The 18,078-nt window shown below is 70.3% G+C and carries 19 protein-coding genes; 12 read left to right on the forward strand and 7 right to left on the reverse strand.

From position 1 onward, the window contains the following. The first annotated feature begins 8 nt into the window (after positions 1-8). Complete coding sequence (locus tag JOC24_RS13050) at positions 9-1,001, forward strand: adenosine deaminase (protein ID WP_205020384.1); 993 nt, start codon at positions 9-11, stop codon at positions 999-1,001. Here JOC24_RS13050 and JOC24_RS13055 read toward each other — a convergent pair. Then, the gene (locus JOC24_RS13055) at positions 965-2,323 is read right to left on the reverse strand and encodes an MFS transporter (protein WP_205020385.1); all 1,359 of its coding nucleotides are present in this window, start codon (positions 2,321-2,323) and stop codon (positions 965-967) included. The two genes, JOC24_RS13050 and JOC24_RS13055, sit on opposite strands and share 37 nt — an antisense overlap. A gap of 379 nt (positions 2,324-2,702) precedes the next feature. Here JOC24_RS13055 and JOC24_RS13060 point away from each other — a divergent pair, with 379 nt between their 5' ends. The 7 genes from JOC24_RS13060 (at position 2,703) to JOC24_RS13090 (ending at position 8,600) form a co-directional block, all read left to right on the forward strand. Then, positions 2,703-3,806: a carbohydrate kinase family protein gene (locus JOC24_RS13060; protein ID WP_205020386.1), complete on the forward strand. Its 1,104-nt coding sequence runs from the start codon at positions 2,703-2,705 to the stop codon at positions 3,804-3,806. Between the two features lie 127 nt (positions 3,807-3,933). Then, positions 3,934-4,956 carry a PhoH family protein gene (locus JOC24_RS13065; protein ID WP_205020387.1) on the forward strand — a complete coding sequence of 341 codons (1,023 nt, stop codon included), beginning with the start codon at positions 3,934-3,936 and terminating at the stop codon, positions 4,954-4,956. A 12-nt stretch (positions 4,957-4,968) separates the two neighbouring features. Beyond that, complete coding sequence (gene ybeY / locus JOC24_RS13070; protein WP_205020388.1) at positions 4,969-5,466, forward strand: rRNA maturation RNase YbeY; 498 nt, start codon at positions 4,969-4,971, stop codon at positions 5,464-5,466. After that, the gene (locus JOC24_RS13075; RefSeq protein WP_205020389.1) at positions 5,463-6,746 is read left to right on the forward strand and encodes a hemolysin family protein; all 1,284 of its coding nucleotides are present in this window, start codon (positions 5,463-5,465) and stop codon (positions 6,744-6,746) included. The genes ybeY and JOC24_RS13075 overlap by 4 nt, the downstream gene beginning before the upstream one ends. Next, the gene (locus JOC24_RS13080; RefSeq protein WP_205020390.1) at positions 6,743-7,096 is read left to right on the forward strand and encodes an MmcQ/YjbR family DNA-binding protein; all 354 of its coding nucleotides are present in this window, start codon (positions 6,743-6,745) and stop codon (positions 7,094-7,096) included. Before JOC24_RS13075 ends, JOC24_RS13080 begins: the two co-directional genes overlap by 4 nt. A gap of 70 nt (positions 7,097-7,166) precedes the next feature. After that, the gene (locus tag JOC24_RS13085; RefSeq protein WP_205020391.1) at positions 7,167-7,520 is read left to right on the forward strand and encodes a cytidine deaminase; all 354 of its coding nucleotides are present in this window, start codon (positions 7,167-7,169) and stop codon (positions 7,518-7,520) included. Positions 7,521-7,571: 51 nt separating this feature from the next. Continuing rightward, entirely contained in the window at positions 7,572-8,600 is a 1,029-nt protein-coding gene (locus JOC24_RS13090) for a GTPase Era (RefSeq protein WP_205020392.1), read from the forward strand. Between the two features lie 75 nt (positions 8,601-8,675). On the opposite strand, the gene JOC24_RS13095 is transcribed toward JOC24_RS13090, so the two are convergent. Then, entirely contained in the window at positions 8,676-8,942 is a 267-nt protein-coding gene (locus JOC24_RS13095) for a protealysin inhibitor emfourin (RefSeq protein ID WP_205020393.1), read from the reverse strand. A gap of 52 nt (positions 8,943-8,994) precedes the next feature. Further along, entirely contained in the window at positions 8,995-10,071 is a 1,077-nt protein-coding gene (locus tag JOC24_RS13100) for a M4 family metallopeptidase (protein ID WP_205020394.1), read from the reverse strand. Positions 10,072-10,363: 292 nt separating this feature from the next. Between JOC24_RS13100 and leuA the strand changes: the two genes are divergently transcribed. From leuA to JOC24_RS13120, 4 genes are all read left to right on the forward strand, one after another. Next, complete coding sequence (leuA, locus tag JOC24_RS13105) at positions 10,364-12,157, forward strand: 2-isopropylmalate synthase (RefSeq protein ID WP_205020395.1); 1,794 nt, start codon at positions 10,364-10,366, stop codon at positions 12,155-12,157. 202 nt (positions 12,158-12,359) lie between these two features. Further along, on the forward strand, positions 12,360-13,061 hold the full coding sequence (locus JOC24_RS13110; RefSeq protein ID WP_205020396.1) for a TerB family tellurite resistance protein: 702 nt from the start codon (positions 12,360-12,362) through the stop codon (positions 13,059-13,061). 66 nt (positions 13,062-13,127) lie between these two features. After that, positions 13,128-13,874 carry a DNA repair protein RecO gene (gene recO, locus JOC24_RS13115; protein ID WP_205020397.1) on the forward strand — a complete coding sequence of 249 codons (747 nt, stop codon included), beginning with the start codon at positions 13,128-13,130 and terminating at the stop codon, positions 13,872-13,874. Between the two features lie 22 nt (positions 13,875-13,896). After that, positions 13,897-14,727, forward strand: coding sequence for an isoprenyl transferase (locus JOC24_RS13120; protein ID WP_205020398.1), 831 nt, complete (start codon positions 13,897-13,899; stop codon positions 14,725-14,727). A 63-nt stretch (positions 14,728-14,790) separates the two neighbouring features. Here JOC24_RS13120 and JOC24_RS13125 read toward each other — a convergent pair whose 3' ends face one another. The 4 genes from JOC24_RS13125 to JOC24_RS13140 all read right to left on the reverse strand — a co-directional run bounded on the left by JOC24_RS13125 (position 14,791) and on the right by JOC24_RS13140 (position 17,967). Next, complete coding sequence (locus JOC24_RS13125) at positions 14,791-15,225, reverse strand: Fur family transcriptional regulator (RefSeq protein ID WP_205020399.1); 435 nt, start codon at positions 15,223-15,225, stop codon at positions 14,791-14,793. A 65-nt stretch (positions 15,226-15,290) separates the two neighbouring features. Next, entirely contained in the window at positions 15,291-16,190 is a 900-nt protein-coding gene (locus tag JOC24_RS13130; protein WP_205020471.1) for a metal ABC transporter permease, read from the reverse strand. After that, positions 16,187-16,927, reverse strand: a complete 741-nt coding sequence (locus JOC24_RS13135; protein ID WP_205020472.1) for a metal ABC transporter ATP-binding protein — start codon at positions 16,925-16,927, stop codon at positions 16,187-16,189. The genes JOC24_RS13130 and JOC24_RS13135 overlap by 4 nt, the downstream gene beginning before the upstream one ends. A gap of 71 nt (positions 16,928-16,998) precedes the next feature. Next, positions 16,999-17,967 (reverse strand): metal ABC transporter substrate-binding protein, encoded by a 969-nt coding sequence (locus tag JOC24_RS13140; protein ID WP_205020400.1) that lies wholly within the window; start codon positions 17,965-17,967, stop codon positions 16,999-17,001. Positions 17,968-18,078 lie beyond the last annotated feature (111 nt).

Consider the following 18,078-nt stretch of genomic DNA (forward strand, 5'->3'; position numbering starts at 1 on the left):
AGAACCCCGTGCACCTCCCCAAAGCCGAACTCCACCTCCACATCGAAGGAACCCTCGAACCCGAGCTGGCCTTCGCACTCGCCGCGCGCAACGGCGTGGACCTGCCCTACGCGGACACCGAGGAGCTGCGCGAGGCGTACCTCTTCGACGACCTGCAGACCTTCCTCGACCTGTACTACGCGCTCATGGCGGTGCTGCGCACCGAGGACGACTTCGCCGAACTGGCCGACGCCTATCTCGCCCGCGCCGCCGCCCAGGGCGTCCGGCACGCGGAGATCTTCTTCGACCCGCAGGCCCACACCGACCGCGGCGTCCCGATCGGCACCGTCATCGAGGGTCTCGGCAGGGCGCTGGACCGCAGTGAGGAGACGCACGGCATCTCCACCCAGCTGATCATGTGCTTCCTGCGCGACAAGTCCGCGGAGTCGGCACTGGAGACCCTGGACGCCGCGAAGCCGTACCTGAACCGCATCAGCGCGGTGGGCCTGGACTCCGCGGAGGTCGGCCACCCGCCCGCGAAGTTCCGTGAGGTGTACGCGGCGGCCACGGCCCTCGGTCTGCGCAAGGTCGCCCACGCCGGGGAGGAGGGCCCGCCGGAGTACATCCGGGAGGCCCTCGACGTACTCGGCGTCGAGCGCATCGACCACGGCCTGCGCTGCATGGAGGACCCGGACCTGGTGGACAGGCTGGTCTCCGAGCGCATCCCGCTGACGCTCTGCCCGCTGTCCAACGTACGGCTGCGCGCCATCGACGTCCTGGAGCAGCACCCGCTGCGGTCCATGATGGACGCGGGGCTGCTCTGCACGGTGAACTCCGACGACCCCGCCTACTTCGGCGGATACGTCGGAGACACCTTCCGCGCCGTGCACGAGGCGCTCGGCCTGGACCGCGAGCAGCTGCGCACCCTGGCCCGCAACTCCTTCGAGGCGGCGTTCCTCGACCACGACGAGGAACGCAGGGCGCGCTACCTCTCCGAGGTCGAGGCGTACGCGTTCGACTGACCGGTCCCGCCGTCCGGTCCAGCCGTCCGGAAGGCGCTCCGCGCCAGCCGCCTGCGCCGCAGGGCGGGCATGCTGATCTCCGTGACCGCCTGCTCCGGTGCGCCGAGCTTGGGCACCGCGCCGGACAGGCTGTTGGTCGTGGCGGCGAGCAGTGCGGCGGGGGCTCCACCCCTGCGCCGTACGGAACCGGGCACCAGCGGCCTGCCGCCGGTGTGCAGGGCCACCGCGGTGACGGGGGCCGCGACCAGGAGGGTCGCGGCGCCCAGGATCAGCCCCATCACCGCGTAGCCCGCCTGCTGGGAGAGCACGCTGCCGAGGAGGGGGCCGCAGGCGGTGCCGACCGACGCCGCCGAACCCGCCAGGACCGCCCAGCGGCCGCGTACGTCCAGCGAGGCCGCCAGCCCGATCAGATACGACAGGACCACCGGATAGAAGGTGTTCCACGCGATCTCACCGGTCGCGAAGGAGCCCAGGTCCTCGGCCGAGGAGCTGAGCACGATGCTCCCCGCGATGATCATCGTTCCGAGCCCGATCGGCACCGCCCGTCCGAGCCGCGCCCCCAGTGCGCCCGCGCCCATCACGCCGAGCAGTCCCGCACCCAGGGCGGCCGCGAACACGGCGCCGATGGTCACCTCCGACAGCCCCACCTGGTCGGCGCCGATGCGGCTGCTCACGCCCCACAGGGCGTTCTGCGCCATGGACCAGACGAGCATCCCGCCCGCCAGTACCAGTCCCGACCGCCGGTGCGGCAGCCGTCCCCGCACCGAGGACGTCCCGCCCGCTGGAGTGGGGCCGCCCAGCCGGGAGGTGGCGGGCCAGACGAGCAGGGCGACCAGCGCGATGGAGGCGAAGGGAAGCCGGTGGCCGCCGCCCAGGTGGGGGACCGTCAGGTAGAGGGCTCCCGCCGTGGCGGAGACGCTGAGCAGCCCGAGCGACGAGGTCCGGTGCGGGTCGTGCTGCGCGGCGATGCCGGACGCCGCGACGGCGGTCGCCGTACCGGAGCCGAATCCACCGATCACGACGCCCAGGATCACCAGCGGCACCGACGTGGTCAGTGCCGCGCAGCCGTAGCCGAGCGCGGCGAGCAGCAGCCCCGCGCGCGCCGGTCTCCGCGACCCGTATCTCTCGACGCGTCCCGCAAGCGCGAAGCCGGCCGAGGCCGAGCTGAGCAGGAGGGCGCTGCCGACCAGACCGGCCTGGGCCGAACTCAGCCCCAGATAGGTGTTGAGCCGGCCGACGATGGTGGGGAGCAGGTAGGCGGCGAGGTAACCGGCGGTGAAGACGGCTACCAGGGGCCACGCGGCGCGGGGGCGCGAGGACATGGGCGTTCCTGAGGACATGCCAGAAGAGGCGGAAGAGGGCAGGGGAGGGTGGAGCGGGGCAAGGCAGGGGAGGGCAAGGCAGGGGTGGGGCAGGGGAGGGTGGAGCGGGAAACGCGGGAGAAGCGGCACTCGTCGTCGACCGTCCCGATCGGTGCTCGCGGGGCAATTTGTATCAAGCGCGCCCTGGCAGCGGAAAGTCGGCTCGTTGTGATCTGGGTCACATAAAGGTTTATGCATAATCAGGCCGGGTAGCAGCGCATGTTTATGCAGGTGGGAGTGGAGATGCGCGGTGCGGCGCGGACCCTCCGGATGTGAAGGCGGATCCGGCACACTGGCCGGATTCGCACTGTTCAGATCTGCCACAGCCGGGGAGCGCACGGTGAGCACAACCAATCCAGGCATCGACCCGCTGCTCGGGCTGCGCGCCCCGCAGGATCCGGCCTGTGACGTCTACCTGACCGGCACGGTCTTCCTGGACATCATCTTCACCGGACTGGACAGCGCACCGGTGCGCGGGACCGAGTCCTGGGCGCGGGGGATGGGATCCAGCCCCGGAGGCGTCGCCAACATGGCCACCGCGCTCGCCCGGCTCGGCCTGCACACCTCGCTGGCCGCCGCGTTCGGCGACGACCACTACGGCGAGTACTGCTGGGACGCCCTCGAACAGGGCGAGGGCATCGACCTGTCCATGTCGCGCACGGTTCCCGGCTGGCACTCGCCCGTCACCGTCTCCATGGCGTACGAGGGCGAGCGCACGATGGTCTCGCACGGTCATGAGGCCCCGGCCCCGGACGCCTCCGCGGTGCCCGGCCGTACGCTCCCGCACTGCCCGCCGCGCGCCCGTGCCGCCGTCGCCTCGCTGACCCCCGGCCGCAGTGAGCCCTGGGTGGCCGCAGCGGCCAGGAACGGCGCGATGGTCTTCGCCGACGTCGGCTGGGACGAGACCGGCCGCTGGGACCTGGACGCCCTGCCGGACCTCGGACACTGCCTGGCCTTCCTGCCCAACGCCGAGGAGGCCATGCGCTACACGCGCACCGACTGCCCCCGCGCCGCCGCCCACGCCCTGACCGAGCGGGTGCCGCTCGCCGTGGTCACCCTCGGCGCGGAAGGGGCGTACGCGGTCGACCGGGTGGCCGGCACTGCCGCCGAGGTGCCCGCCATCGAGGTGGAGGCCCTGGACCCCACCGGAGCGGGCGACGTCTTCGTCGCCGGATTCGTCACCGGGACGCTGGCCGGCTGGCCGCTCGCCGACCGGCTCGCCTTCGCCGGACTGACGGCCGCCCTGTCCGTCCAGGAGTTCGGCGGATCACTGTCCGCGCCCGGATGGGCGGAGATCGCCGGGTGGTGGCAGCAGGTACGCACCACCGCCGGTCAGGACCCGGCGGCACTGGAGCGCTATGCCTTCCTGGAGGAGCTGCTGCCCGCCACGAGCAGGGCATGGCCCCTGCGCCGCGCCGTCCCGACCATCGGCTTCCGTCAGTGAAGGGCTGATGATCACCGGGTAAAACCTCTCTGCGATGTCGGCGGTGAGTCGTACGCTGGTAGTCCAGAGGCGGTCGAGCAGCGACGGCCCTGCAACGGGAGGTATGCGCAGGCCCGAGGGCCGGCCCATGACTCAGTCACCTACACAGCCGCAGGCGCGGGCCCAGATCAGCATTCCGGCCGCACACCCCATGGTGATGCTGCTGGGGTCGGGCGATTCGCTGCTGCGCGTGATCGAAACGGCGTTCCCGGCCGTCGACATCCATGTCCGGGGCAACGAGATAAACGCGACTGGAAGTGCGACGGACGTCGCCCTGATCCAGCGCCTGTTCGACGAGATGGTGCTGGTGCTCCGCACCGGACTGCCGATGACGGAGGACGCTGTGGAACGCTCGATCGCCATGCTCAGGGCGAGCGGGAACGGCAACGGGGAGGCCGCGGAGACCCCCGCGGAGGTGCTCACGCAGAACATCCTCTCCAGCCGCGGCCGCACGATCCGGCCCAAGACGCTCAACCAGAAGCGGTACGTCGACGCGATCGACAAGCACACCATCGTCTTCGGCATCGGCCCCGCGGGTACCGGCAAGACCTATCTCGCCATGGCCAAGGCGGTCCAGGCCCTGCAGTCCAAGCAGGTCAGCCGGATCATCCTGACCAGGCCCGCCGTCGAGGCGGGGGAGCGGCTCGGCTTCCTGCCCGGCACGCTCTTCGACAAGATCGACCCGTATCTGCGCCCGCTCTACGACGCCCTGCACGACATGCTCGACCCCGACTCGATCCCACGGCTGATGGCCGCGGGCACGATCGAGGTCGCGCCGCTGGCATACATGCGTGGTCGCACCCTGAATGACGCCTTCATCATCCTGGACGAGGCGCAGAACACCAGCGCCGAGCAGATGAAGATGTTCCTCACCCGCCTCGGCTTCGACTCGAAGATCGTCGTCACCGGCGACGTCACCCAGGTGGACCTGCCCACGGGCACCAAGAGCGGTCTCCGCCAGGTCCAGGAGATCCTGGAGGGTGTCGAGGACGTGCACTTCTCCAGGCTCACCTCCCAGGATGTCGTCCGGCACAAGCTCGTCGGCCGTATCGTCGACGCGTACGAGAAGTACGACAACGCAGAGGGCCCCAAGGGCCGCAACGGGAAGTAGTCGCAGCGCACCATGTCGATCGACGTCAACAACGAGTCCGGAACCGAGGTCGACGAGCAGGCGATCCTCGACATCGCCCGCTACGCGCTCGCCCGGATGCGGATCCATCCGCTGTCCGAACTCTCGGTGATCGTGGTGGACACCGCCGCCATGGAGCAGCTCCACATCCAGTGGATGGACCTCCCGGGCCCCACGGATGTCATGTCCTTCCCGATGGACGAACTCCGTCCCCCGGCCAAGGACGACGAGGAGCCCCCGCAGGGGCTCCTCGGTGACATCGTGCTGTGCCCGGAGGTCGCGAAGAAGCAGGGCGAGGACGCCGAGACGCAGCACTCGATGGACGAGGAGCTCCAGCTCCTCACCGTCCATGGGGTGCTGCACCTCCTCGGCTACGACCACGAGGAGCCCGGCGAGAAGGCCGAGATGTTCGGTCTCCAGGCGGCGATCGTCGACGGCTGGCGCGGTGAGCGCGGACTGACCGGTCCGTCCCCGGCCCCCACCGTCTCGTGAGCGTCCCCCTCATCTCCGGCGCCGTCCTGCTGATCGTCGTCGGCTGGCTCGCGGCCTGCGCCGAGGCGGGCATCGCGCGCACGTCGAGCTTCCGTGCGGCCGAGGCCGTGCGGGCGGGACGCCGGGGCAGCGCCAAGCTCGAACAGGTCGCCGCCGACCCCACCCGCTACCTCAACGTGGCTCTGCTCGTCCGGGTCGCCTGCGAGATGTCGGCCGGCGTGCTCGTCACCTATGCCTGCCTCCAGGAGTTCACCGAGACCTGGCAGGCCCTCGCCCTCGCCATGGGCGTGATGGTCCTCGTCAGTTACGTCGCCATCGGGGTCTCGCCGCGCACCATCGGCCGCCAGCATCCGCTGAACACCGCCACGGCCGCGGCGTACGTGCTGTTGCCGGTGGCCAGGATCATGGGACCGATCCCGCAGCTGCTGATCCTCCTGGGCAACGCGCTGACCCCCGGCAAGGGCTTCCGCAAGGGTCCCTTCGCCAGCGAGGCGGAACTGCGCGCGATGGTCGACCTCGCCGAGCAGGAATCGCTCATCGAGGACGACGAACGCCGCATGGTGCACTCGGTCTTCGAGCTCGGCGACACCCTCGTGCGCGAGGTGATGGTGCCCCGCACCGACCTGGTCTGCATCGAGCGGTACAAGACGGTCCGTCAGGCGCTCACCCTGGCGTTGCGCTCCGGCTTCTCCCGTATTCCGGTGACCGGGGAGAACGAGGACGACATCGTCGGCATCGTCTACCTGAAGGACCTGGTCCGCAAGACGCACATCAACCGGGACGCGGAGGCGGACCTGGTCTCCACGGCGATGCGCCCCGCCGCATTCGTCCCCGACACGAAGAACGCCGGGGACCTGCTGCGTGAGATGCAGCAGGACCGCAGCCACGTGGCCGTCGTCATCGACGAGTACGGCGGCACGGCCGGCATCGTCACCATCGAGGACATCCTCGAGGAGATCGTCGGTGAGATCACCGACGAGTACGACCGCGAGCTCCCGCCCGTCCAGGAGCTGGAGAACGGCTGCTACCGGGTGACCGCCCGGCTCGACATCGGCGACCTCGGGGAGCTGTTCGGCCTCGACGCGTACGACGACGAGGACGTGGAGACGGTCGGAGGCCTGCTGGCGAAGGCGCTCGGGCGGGTCCCGATCTCCGGAGCCTCCTCGATCGTCGACCTTCCCGACGGACGCAAGCTCCGCCTGACCGCGGAGTCCCCTGCGGGCCGCCGGAACAAGATCGTCACGGTGCTGGTGGAACCGGAGGGAATGGAAGCGGCATGACGCCCCAGGAGCTGCGCACGTTCTGCCTGGAGTTCAACGCGAGCGCGGAGGAGTTCCCCTTCGGGCCCGAGGCCTCGGTCTTCAAGGTCCTGGGGAAGATGTTCGCCCTCAGCTCCCTCGACGCGCGGCCGCTCCAGGTCAGCCTCAAATGCGATCCGGACGAGGCCCTGCGGCTCCGCAAGGACCATGAGGCGATCGTCCCCGGCTGGCACCTGAACAAGCGGCACTGGAACACCGTGACGGTCTCCCAGCTCCCGGACCGGATGGTCCGGGAGCTCGTGGAGGACAGCTACGACCTGGTGGTCGCCGGGCTCCCCAGGGCGGAACGTCTGCGCCTGGACCGGCAGTAGACCCCGCCCGGCCGGCGGTGAACCGACCCCGTCGCGGGGTGGGTGGCCACCCACTTCGTATGCTCGGCCCATGACCGACAGCACCGACCTCGGCCCCGAGGACCGCAAGATCGTCACGCTGGCCCGCAGCGTCCGCGCCCGCAACGCAGTGCCGGAGGGCGCGGCGGTACGGGACGAGACCGGACGCACCTACGCCGCCGGCACCGTGGCCCTGGAGTCGCTGAAGCTCAGCGCGCTGCAGACCGCCGTCGCCATGGCGGTGGCCAGCGGTGCCACGTCCCTGGAGGCTGCGGCCCTCGTCTCCGAGGCCGCGAACGTCTCCGACGCCGACCGGGCCGCGGTCCGTGACCTGGGCGGACCTGACACTCCCGTGCTTCTCGCGGGGCCCGACGGAACGCTCAGGTCCACCGCGACCGCGGGCTGATCCGGGGCGGCGGCGCCCTGCTGTGCATCGCGGCCGTCCGGATCGGGGAGAATGGGCGCCATGAGCGCTCGACCGAACACAGAAGCTGCTGCGCAGCAGGCTGAGAACACCGCCCCCCACCGGGCCGGCTTCGCCTGCTTCGTGGGCCGCCCCAACGCGGGCAAGTCCACCCTCACGAACGCTCTGGTCGGTCAGAAGGTGGCGATCACCTCCAACCGCCCCCAGACCACCAGGCACACGGTGCGGGGCATCGTGCACCGCGACGACGCCCAGCTGATCCTGGTGGACACGCCCGGCCTCCACAAGCCGCGCACGCTGCTCGGGGAGCGGCTGAACGACGTCGTACGGACCACCTGGGCCGAGGTCGACGTCATCGGTTTCTGCCTGCCCGCCGACCAGAAGCTCGGCCCCGGCGACAAGTTCATCGTCAAGGAACTCGCCGGGATCAAGAAGACCCCGAAGATCGCGATCATCACCAAGACCGACCTGGTCGAGCCCAGGGTGCTCGCCGAGCAGCTGCTCGCCGTTTCCGCGCTGGCCGACGAGCTCGGCTTCGAGTGGGCCGAGATCGTGCCGGTCTCGGCGGTCAAGGAGGAGCAGGAAGGGGGACGCGGTGCCTCGAAGAAGGGGAGTGACGGGCGAGGTGCGGGCCAGGTGAGCCTGCTCGCCGACCTCATCGCACCCCTGCTGCCCGAGAGCCCGCCGCTCTACCCGGAGGGTGACCTCACCGACGAGCCCGAGATGGTCATGGTCGCCGAGCTCATCCGCGAGGCCGCGCTGGAAGGCGTACGGGACGAGCTGCCGCACTCCATCGCCGTCGTCGTCGAGGAGATGCTGCCCCGCGAGGACCGTCCGGCGGACAAGCCGCTGCTGGACATCCACGCCAACGTCTACATCGAGCGTCCCAGTCAGAAGGGCATCATCATCGGCCCGAAGGGGAAGCGGCTCAAGGACGTCGGCACGAAGTCGCGCAAGCACATCGAGGCACTGCTCGGCACCCCGGTCTTCCTGGACCTGCACGTGAAGGTCGCCAAGGACTGGCAGCGCGATCCGAAGCAGCTGCGCAAGCTCGGATTCTGAGGCCGCCCTCCCGGGCCCGGTCGCACCGCGTGCGGTCGAAGGGCCCGGGAGCACGCGTCTGCGGGCCGCGGGGGGCTACGCGCCCTCTTTCAGGACCCGGGAGATCAGAGTCCGCTGCGCCTCGGTCAGACGGGGGTCCGCGCAGTCGACCGTCAGGTCGCCCACGGTGATCCGGTAGCGGAAGCCGTCCGGCACCCCCGCGGGCGGGCCGCCCCGGCCGACGGCGACTGCCGCCTCGGCCAAGGCCTCCCAGTCGGCGGCGTCGGGCCGTCCCGCGGTCTCGACCTCGCCCTGGCGCGCGATACCCGCGAACCCGCCGGTCCGGCTCACCTGAATGCGCATGCGTACGGCTCCTGCCTGGCCCCGTCGGACGGCCCCGCTCGTACCTACCCGGTCACCTGGTCGGCACGCCCACCTCCGACCAGGCCTTCAGCACCGCCTCGGCCTCGTCGCCCTCCCCGAACCTGTGCTGCGCCGCCGAGACGGTCAGCTTGGCGAAGTCCGTGAAGGACGCGTCCTGGGCCAGCTCCCCGCCGGTCAGCACGTCGAACCAGATCCGGCCGGCCCGTTCCCAGGCGTTGCCGCCGAGTGCCGTGGCCAGGAGGTAGAACGCCCGGTTGGGGATGCCGGAGTTGATGTGGACCCCGCCGTTGTCCTCGTCCGTCTCGACGTAGTCGTCCATCGAGGCGGGCTGCGGGTCCTTGCCGAGTACGTCGTCGTCGTACGCGGTGCCGGGAGCCTTCATCGAGCGCAGCGCGACGCCGCTGACCCGGGGGGCGAGCAGCCCCGCACCGATCAGCCAGTCGCCCTGGTCCGCGCTCTGGCCCAGTGAGTGCTGCTTGACCAGGGAGCCGAAGACGTCGGACACCGACTCGTTGAGCGCGCCGGACTGGCCCTCGTACGCCAGGTTGGCCGTGTACTGGGTGAGTCCGTGCGCCAGTTCGTGGGCGATCACGTCGATGGCGACGGTGAAGTCGAGGAAGATCTCGCCGTCGCCGTCCCCGAAGACCATCTGCTCGCCGTCGAAGAAGGCGTTGTTGTACTTCTCGTCGTAGTGCACGGAGCCGATGAGCGGCAGCCCCTTGCCGTCGATCGAGCTGCGGCCGTACTCCGTGAGCAGTAGGTCGAAGGTGGCGCCGAGTCCGGCGTACGCGCGGTTGACGCTGGCGTCCTGGGTCGGTTCGTCGCCCTCGTCGCGGACCTTGACACCCGGCAGGTCCGTGCCGTGCCGGCAGTCGTGCAGAGTGCGGTGGGGCTTGGTCGGGACCGCGGCGGAGGTACGGGCGGCCCCGGTGGTCCGGGCGAGCGCGGTCACCCGCCGGTGGTGGCGCCTGGCGCCGTCGGCCTCCAGGGTGCGCCGTGCGGGATCGGCCAGGCGCGGATCGTCGGCCTGGGACAGCTTGTCGAGGACGTGCGGCGGCACGATGGTGCAGAAGACGGGCTGGAATCCGTTGTTCGGGCGAGGCTGCATGCAAATGACTGTGGCACTCCGTCACCGCAATGTCACTGGTTGCAATGGTGATTGACGAAATGGAGTGATGTATCACCGTTGTGCCTCCACCAGGGCCCGATCCCGCATACTGATACGGACCGACGCACCAGGCGCCCCTCGGTTAGTGTTGCCGCATCATGCGTTTCGGGCTGCTCCTTCTTAGCTGCCGCGGCGAGGGCCTGTAGTCGTAGGCCGGCTCCCTCCCCGCGGAGTTCGCTGTTGCAGCGACACAGTCGGCCGCCCCTGCTGGACCTCAGAGGAGCCGTACGCCATGACCGCAGTGAACCCCTCCGTGCACACCGATGCCGTCACCACCCCCGTCGGTGGCGCCACCCCGGTGACCGACGCGAAGCGGCTGCAGAAGCCCTCCGGGATGCCGGTCCACAAGTACCGCGGCTACGAGGCCGTGGACATCTCCGACCGTACGTGGCCGGACAACCGCATCACCGTGGCGCCCCGCTGGCTGTCCACCGACCTGCGTGACGGCAACCAGGCCCTGATCGACCCCATGTCGCCGGCCCGCAAGCGCGAGATGTTCGACCTGCTCGTACGCATGGGCTACAAGGAGATCGAGGTCGGCTTCCCGTCCTCCGGCGAGACCGACTTCGCGTTCGTACGTTCGATCATCGAAGAGGGTGCCATCCCCGAGGACGTGACGATCTCCGTCCTGACGCAGGCCCGCGAGGAACTGATCGAGCGGACCGTCGAGTCGCTGGTCGGCGCGCGGCGCGCCACCGTCCACCTGTACAACGCCACCGCCCCCACCTTCCGCCGTGTGGTCTTCCGCGGCTCGAAGGAGGAGGTCAAGCAGATCGCCGTGGACGGCACCCGCCTGGTCATGGAGTATGCGGACAAGATCCTGGGCGACGAGACGATCTTCGGCTACCAGTACAGCCCCGAGATCTTCACCGACACCGAGCTGGACTTCGCCCTGGAGGTCTGCGAGGCCGTCTGTGACGTCTGGCAGCCCGAGGAGGGCCGCGAGATCATCCTCAACCTGCCCGCCACCGTGGAGCGTTCGACGCCGTCCACGCACGCGGACCGGTTCGAGTGGATGTCCCGCAACCTGACCCGCCGCCCGTACGTCTGCCTGTCGGTCCACCCGCACAACGACCGCGGCACCGCCGTCGCCGCCGCCGAACTGGCGGTCATGGCGGGCGCCGACCGCGTCGAGGGCTGCCTGTTCGGACAGGGTGAGCGCACCGGCAACGTGGACCTGGTCACCCTGGGCATGAACCTGTTCTCCCAGGGCGTCGACCCGCAGATCGACTTCTCGCAGATCGACGAGATCCGCCGCACCAGCGAGTACTGCAACCAGATGGAGGTCCACCCGCGCCACCCCTACGCGGGCGACCTGGTCTACACCGCCTTCTCCGGCTCCCACCAGGACGCCATCAAGAAGGGCTTCGACGCCATGGAGGCCGACGCGGCCGCCCGGGGCGTGACCGTCGACGACATCGAGTGGGCGGTGCCCTACCTGCCGATCGACCCGAAGGACGTCGGCCGCTCCTACGAGGCCGTCATCCGGGTCAACTCGCAGTCCGGCAAGGGCGGAATCGCCTACGTCCTGAAGAACGACCACAAGCTGGACCTGCCGCGCCGGATGCAGATCGAGTTCTCCCGGATCATTCAGGCCAAGACCGACGCCGAGGGCGGCGAGGTCACGCCGACCCAGATCTGGTCGACCTTCCGGGACGAGTACCTGCCGAGCCCCGAGAACGCCTGGGGGCGCGTGCAGATCCGCTCCGGTCAGACGACCACCGGTTCCGACGGCCAGGACACCATCACCGTCGAGGCCACCGTCGACGGCTCGGACACGGTGCTGACCGGCACGGGCAACGGACCTATCTCCGCGTTCTTCGAAGCGCTGCAGGCCATCGGCATCGACGCCCGCCTGCTGGACTACACCGAGCACACGATGAGCGAGGGCGCGAGCGCCCAGGCCGCCTCCTACATCGAGTGCGCGATCGACGGCAAGGTGCTGTGGGGCATCGGTATCGACTCCAACACCACGCGCGCCTCCCTGAAGGCGGTCGTCTCCGCGGTCAACCGCGCGACCCGCTGACACCATCGGGCGGCATGGCGGACATACGTCCCATACGCCGCTGAAATGTCCGGCTCCGGAGCCCCGTTCACCCGTCGAGGGTGGGCGGGGTTCGGCCATATCCGGGTGTTGTGACGTCCGGGATACTGACGCCACATCACGCATGTGGCTAACATCACGTCCAACGCGGCAATGTTGCCGTGGCGTTACGGAGGTGTGCGACGTGCGGACAGCCAAAGGACAACGCGCCATAAGACTGCGCATCTACGGCATCCGTACGGCCTGGGACACCGTCGGCGACGGCGAGTTCTTCTGCCCGTGCTGCGGGGGCGACCGCAACTACCGGCGCCTCACCGGCCGCCGGCGCCTCACCGTCCTCGGGCTGCCGCTGCTGGCGCGGGGCAGCGCCGGTTCCGTCGTGGAGTGTGCCGCCTGCGGGACGCACTTCGAGCCCGGCACCCTCGACCAGCCCACCACCAACCGCTTCTCCGCCATGCTGCGGGAGGCCGTGCACGCGGTCACGCTCGCGGTGCTCGCGGCGGGCGGCAGCACCTCCCGCACGGTCCTGGAGACGGCCGCGGCCGTCGCCCGGGACGCGGGACTGGACGACTGCTCCCAGGAGCGGCTCTTCACCATCGTCGAGGTGCTCGCCGCCGACACGGGATCGGGCGACGGGACCGACCCCGACGCCGAGGCCTGTGGCGCGGCCCTCGCCATCGAGCTGCACGAGACGCTGAAGCCCCTCGCGCCGCACCTGGCGGTGGCCGGCCGGGAGGCGCTCCTGCTGCGGGGCGCCAGGGTCGCGCTGGCGGACGGCCCCTACACCCAGGCGGAGCGCCAGGTGCTGACGACGGTGGGCAGCGCACTCCAGCTCTGCCCCGCGGACACCGCGAAGCTGCTGGAGGCGGCGCGTACGCCCTCCTGAGGGCTGTACCGCCCGCCCCGCGGTCCCAGCCCACCGGCCGGCGCGCCCGTGGGCGACAATGGGCGTATGAGCTTGTTCCGGGACGACGGCGTCGTGCTGCGCACGCAGAAGCTGGGCGAGGCCGACCGGATCATCACGATCCTGACCCGCGGCCACGGGCGGGTGCGTGCCGTGGCGCGCGGGGTGCGCCGCACCAAGTCCAAGTTCGGGGCGCGGCTCGAACCCTTCTCCCACGTGGACGTGCAGTTCTTCGCGCGCGGCAGCGAACTCGTCGGCCGGGGCCTTCCCCTGTGCACCCAGAGCGAGACGATCGCTCCCTACGGTGGCGGCATCGTCTCCGACTACGCCCGGTACACCGCGGGCACCGCGATGCTGGAGACCGCCGAGCGGTTCACCGACCACGAGGGCGAGCCCGCGGTCCAGCAGTACCTGCTGCTCGTCGGCGGGCTGCGGACCCTGGCGCGCGCCGAGCACGCGCCGAATCTCATCCTGGACGCGTTCCTGCTGCGTTCCCTCGCCGTCAACGGCTACGCCCCGAGTTTCGTCGACTGCGCCAGGTGCGGAATGCCCGGACCGAACCGGTTCTTCTCCGTCGCGGCGGGCGGCGTCATATGCGGCGACTGCCGGGTGCCCGGCAGCGTCGTACCCTCGGCGGAGGCCGTCGAACTGCTGAGCGCACTGCTCACCGGTGACTGGGAGACGGCGGACGCGTCCGAGGCGCGTCATGTCAGGGAGGGGAGCGGGCTCGTGTCCGCCTATCTGCACTGGCATCTGGAGCGCGGTCTGCGCTCGCTGCGGTACGTGGAGAAATGACACAGGGAGACGAGAGAAGCCCATGGCAGTACGCGGGATGCTCGGCGGCCGTAACCGGCGTGAGTACAAGGCCCCCGAGCCGCACCCCTCCGGCGCCACCCCGCCGAAGATCCCCGGCGAGCTCGTGCCCAAGCACGTCGCCGTCGTGATGGACGGTAACGGCCGCTGGGCCAAGGAGCGGGGTCTTCCCCGCACCGAGGGCCACAAGGTCGGTGAGGGCGTCGTCATGGACGTTCTCAAGGGCTGTATCGAGATGGGCGTCAAGAACCTCTCGCTGTACGCGTTCTCCACGGAGAACTGGAAGCGCTCGCCGGACGAGGTGAAGTTCCTGATGAACTTCAACCGGGACGTTATCCGCCGCCGCCGCGACGAGATGGACGAGCTGGGCATCCGCATCCGCTGGGTCGGCCGCATGCCGAAGCTGTGGAAGTCCGTCGTCCAGGAGCTCCAGGTCGCCCAGGAGCAGACCAAGGACAACGACGGGATGACGCTGTACTTCTGCGTCAACTACGGCGGCCGGGCCGAGATCGCCGACGCGGCGCAGCGCATCGCCCAGGACGTCGCGGCCGGGAAGCTCGACCCCTCGAAGGTCAACGAGAAGACGTTCGCGAAGTACACCTACTACCCGGACATGCCGGACGTGGACCTCTTCGTGCGCCCCAGCGGGGAGCAGCGCACCTCGAACTACCTGATCTGGCAGAGCGCGTACGCCGAGATGGTCTTCCAGGACGTCCTGTGGCCGGACTTCGACCGCCGCGACCTGTGGAACGCCTGCCTGGAGTTCGCCCGTCGCGACCGGCGCTTCGGCGGCGCCGATGACATCAGCAAGGACGACGGGATCAGCAAGGGCTGACACCGTGCGGAGGGGGCCCGGGAGCCGGGGCCCCCTCCGGGGCCGGTCGTCGCGCGTCCGGGTTCAGTTCTTGGCGCCCGCGCAGTCCACGCAGGTCCCGAAGATCTCCACCGTGTGGGCCACGTTCACGTAGCCGTGCTGCGAGGCGATGGTCTCGGCCCACTGCTCCACCGCGGGACCCTCGACCTCGACGGCCTTTCCGCAGACGCGGCAGACCAGGTGGTGATGGTGGTCCCCCGTCGAGCAGCGCCGGTAGACGGCCTCGCCGTCGGTCGTGCGCAGGACGTCGACCTCGCCGGCGTCGGCGAGCGACTGGAGCGTGCGGTAGACCGTGGTCAGTCCGACCGAGTCGCCCCGGTGCTTGAGGACGTCGTGCAGGTCCTGGGCGCTGCGGAACTCGTCGACCTCGTCGAGCGCCGCCGCGACCGCCGCCCGCTGCCGGGTCGACCGGCCGCGCACCGGAGCCGCGTTCGTGCCACTGATCGGCGCCGTCGCCACAGCTGCCTCCTCGTGTCGCCCGTACGTATGTCGGGCCATTGTGCCAGCCCGGCCACGCGTCACGGTCACACCTGTACGTCGTCCTTCGCACGGCGGGCGGCCGGTACCTCAAGGGTGCACCGGTCCGGCTCGTTCGTGCCGCCCCGGGCGCGCCTGCGGGCCAGCGGCGTGGCGAGCGCCGTGAGCACGACGAACGCGGCGATGGCGAGCAGCACGATCGTCGCGCCGGGCGGCACGTCCTGGTAGTACGAGGTCACGGTGCCGGCCAGGGTGACGGCCGTGCCGATGACGACGGCCAGGACGAACGTCACCTTGAAGGACTTCGCGATCTGCTGCGCCGCGGCGACCGGCACCACCATCAGCGCGCTGACCAGCAGCAGGCCGACGACCCGCATCGCCACGGTGACGGTGACGGCCGCCGTCACCGCGACCAGCAGGTTGAGCACCCGCACCGGCAGGCCGGTGACCCGCGCGAACTCCTCGTCCTGGCTGACCGCGAACAGCTGCCGCCGCAGCCCCACGGTGACCAGCACCACGAAGGCGGCCAGCACCACGATCGCGGTGACGTCCTCCTCGGAGACCGTCGACAGGGAGCCGAAGAGGAACGAGGTCAGGTTGGCGTTGGAGCCGGTGTCCGACAGGTTGATCAGCATCACTCCGCCCGCCATGCCTCCGTAGAACAGCATGGCCAGGGCGATGTCGCCGCGGGTGCGTCCGTACCAGCGGATCAGCTCCATCACGACCGAGCCGGCCACGGCGACGAGCGTCGCCATCCAGACGGGGTTGGTGGACAGCAGGAAGCCGAGACCGACGCCGGTCATGGCGACGTGCCCGATGCCGTCGCCCATCAGGGCCTGCCGGCGCTGGACGAGGTAGATGCCGATGGCGGGTGCGGTGATCCCGACCAGGACGGCCGCGATCAGGGCCCGCTGCATGAAGGGAGGGTTCAGGAATTCCAGCATCAGCTCAGCAGTCCCGTCCGGACGGGCTCGGAGGCCGCGTGGGGGTGTACGTGGTCGTGGCCGGGCAGGGCGTGCTGGCCCACGGCCTCGGGGGGCGGTCCGTCGTGCATGACGCAGCCGTCCCGCAGGACGATCGCCCGGTCGATCAGCGGTTCCAGCGCGCCGAGCTCGTGAAGGACGAGCAGCACCGTCGCCCCGCCGGCGACCTGCTCGCGCAGTGTCGAGGCGAGGATCTCCTGGCTGGCCAGGTCCACGCCGGCCATCGGCTCGTCCATGATCAGCACCTCGGGCTCGGAGGCGAGCGCGCGGGCGATCAGGACCCGCTGGTGCTGGCCGCCGGAGAGGGCGTTCACGGAGTCCTTGGCGCGGTCGGTGAGGCCGACGAGCTCGATGGCCCGGTCCACGGCCGCCCGGTCCGCCCGGCCGGGGAGGCCGAGCTTCGTACGGGACAGCCGCCCCGAGGAGACGACCTCGCGGATCGTGGCCGGGACGCCGCCCGCCGCCGTGGTGCGCTGCGGTACGTATCCGACGCGGGCCCACCGGCGGAAGCGGCGCAGTGGTGTGCCGAAGAGCTCGACGGTCCCGCCGGTCAGCGGCACCTGGCCGATGACGGAGCGTACGGCGGTGGACTTGCCGGACCCGTTGGCGCCGAGCAGCGCCACGACCTCGCCGCGGTGGACGGTGAGGTCGACGCCGCGCAGCACGGGGCGCGCGCCGAGCGTCGCCGTGGCTCCGCGCATGCTGATCACGGGTTCTGGCGTACTGGACTCGGGCACGATCGCCTCCGGTGCGGGTCTGGGTGCTGCCTGGGTCACTTCGCGCCGAGTGCCTTCTGCAGCGCGGTCAGGTTGGACTTCATGACCTCGGTGTAGTCAGCGCCCGCGGACTTGTCGGTGATTCCCTCCAGCGGATCCAGGACGCCCGTCCTCAGCCCGAGGTCCTTCGCCAGGGTCTTGGCGGTCTTGTCACTGGCGAGCGTCTCGAAGAACACGGTGGTCGCCCCGCTCTTCTCGGCGACGGAGTGGATCTCGTCGATCCGGGCCGGGCTGGGCTCGGCCTCGGGGTCGATGCCGGCGATGCCCTCCTGGGTGAGGCCGTAGCGCTCGGCGAGGTACCCGAAGGCGGAGTGCGTGGTGATGAACGTCTTGGTGGCGGTGCTCTTCAGCCCGGTCTCGTACGCCGTGTTCAGCGCGTTCAGCTCGGTGACCAGGGCGTCGGTGTTCTTCCGGTAGTCCGCGGCATGGTCGGGGTCGGCCTTCTCCAGCGACTTGCCGACACCCTCGGCGACCTCGGCGTACTTCACCGGGTCCAGCCAGATGTGCGGGTCGAGGCCGGCCTCCTCGTCCTCGTGCCCGTGGTCCTCGCCCTCCTCGTGGCCGTGGTCGTGGCCGACCTCGGAGCCGTGCTTCTCGAGCGTGGTGAGCTCCGCCGCGTCCACGGTGTCCTCCACGCCGGCCTGCGCGACGGCGTCGTCCACGGCGGGCTGGACGCCCTTGAGGAACAGGATGTAGTCGGCCTCGCTCAGGCTGCCGGTCTGCCGGGGGGAGAGCTCCAGGTCGTGCGGCTCGGTGCCCGGCTTCGTGAGGGTGGTGACCGAGACGTGGGATCCGCCGATCTCCTCGGCCAGGAACTGCATCGGGTAGAAGGACGCCACCACGTTCAGCCTGCCGTCGCTTCCGCCCTCGGCCGCGTCGGAGGAGGAGCAGGCGGAGAGCGCGGTGAGGCCGAGGGCTACTGCTCCGGCGACGGCGGCTGTGGGTATGAGGCGACGTACGTTCATGACAGTCATTTTCAACAAAAGTGGAAACGATTGTCAACAAGGCTGATGAGATGCCCGGATCCGGACCCGGTGACCGCGATGCGCCCCACCGATTTGATCCAAGGGGTGCGC

Source organism: Streptomyces sp. HB132, from assembly GCF_016909575.1.
Taxonomy (GTDB): Bacteria; Actinomycetota; Actinomycetes; order Streptomycetales; family Streptomycetaceae; genus Streptomyces.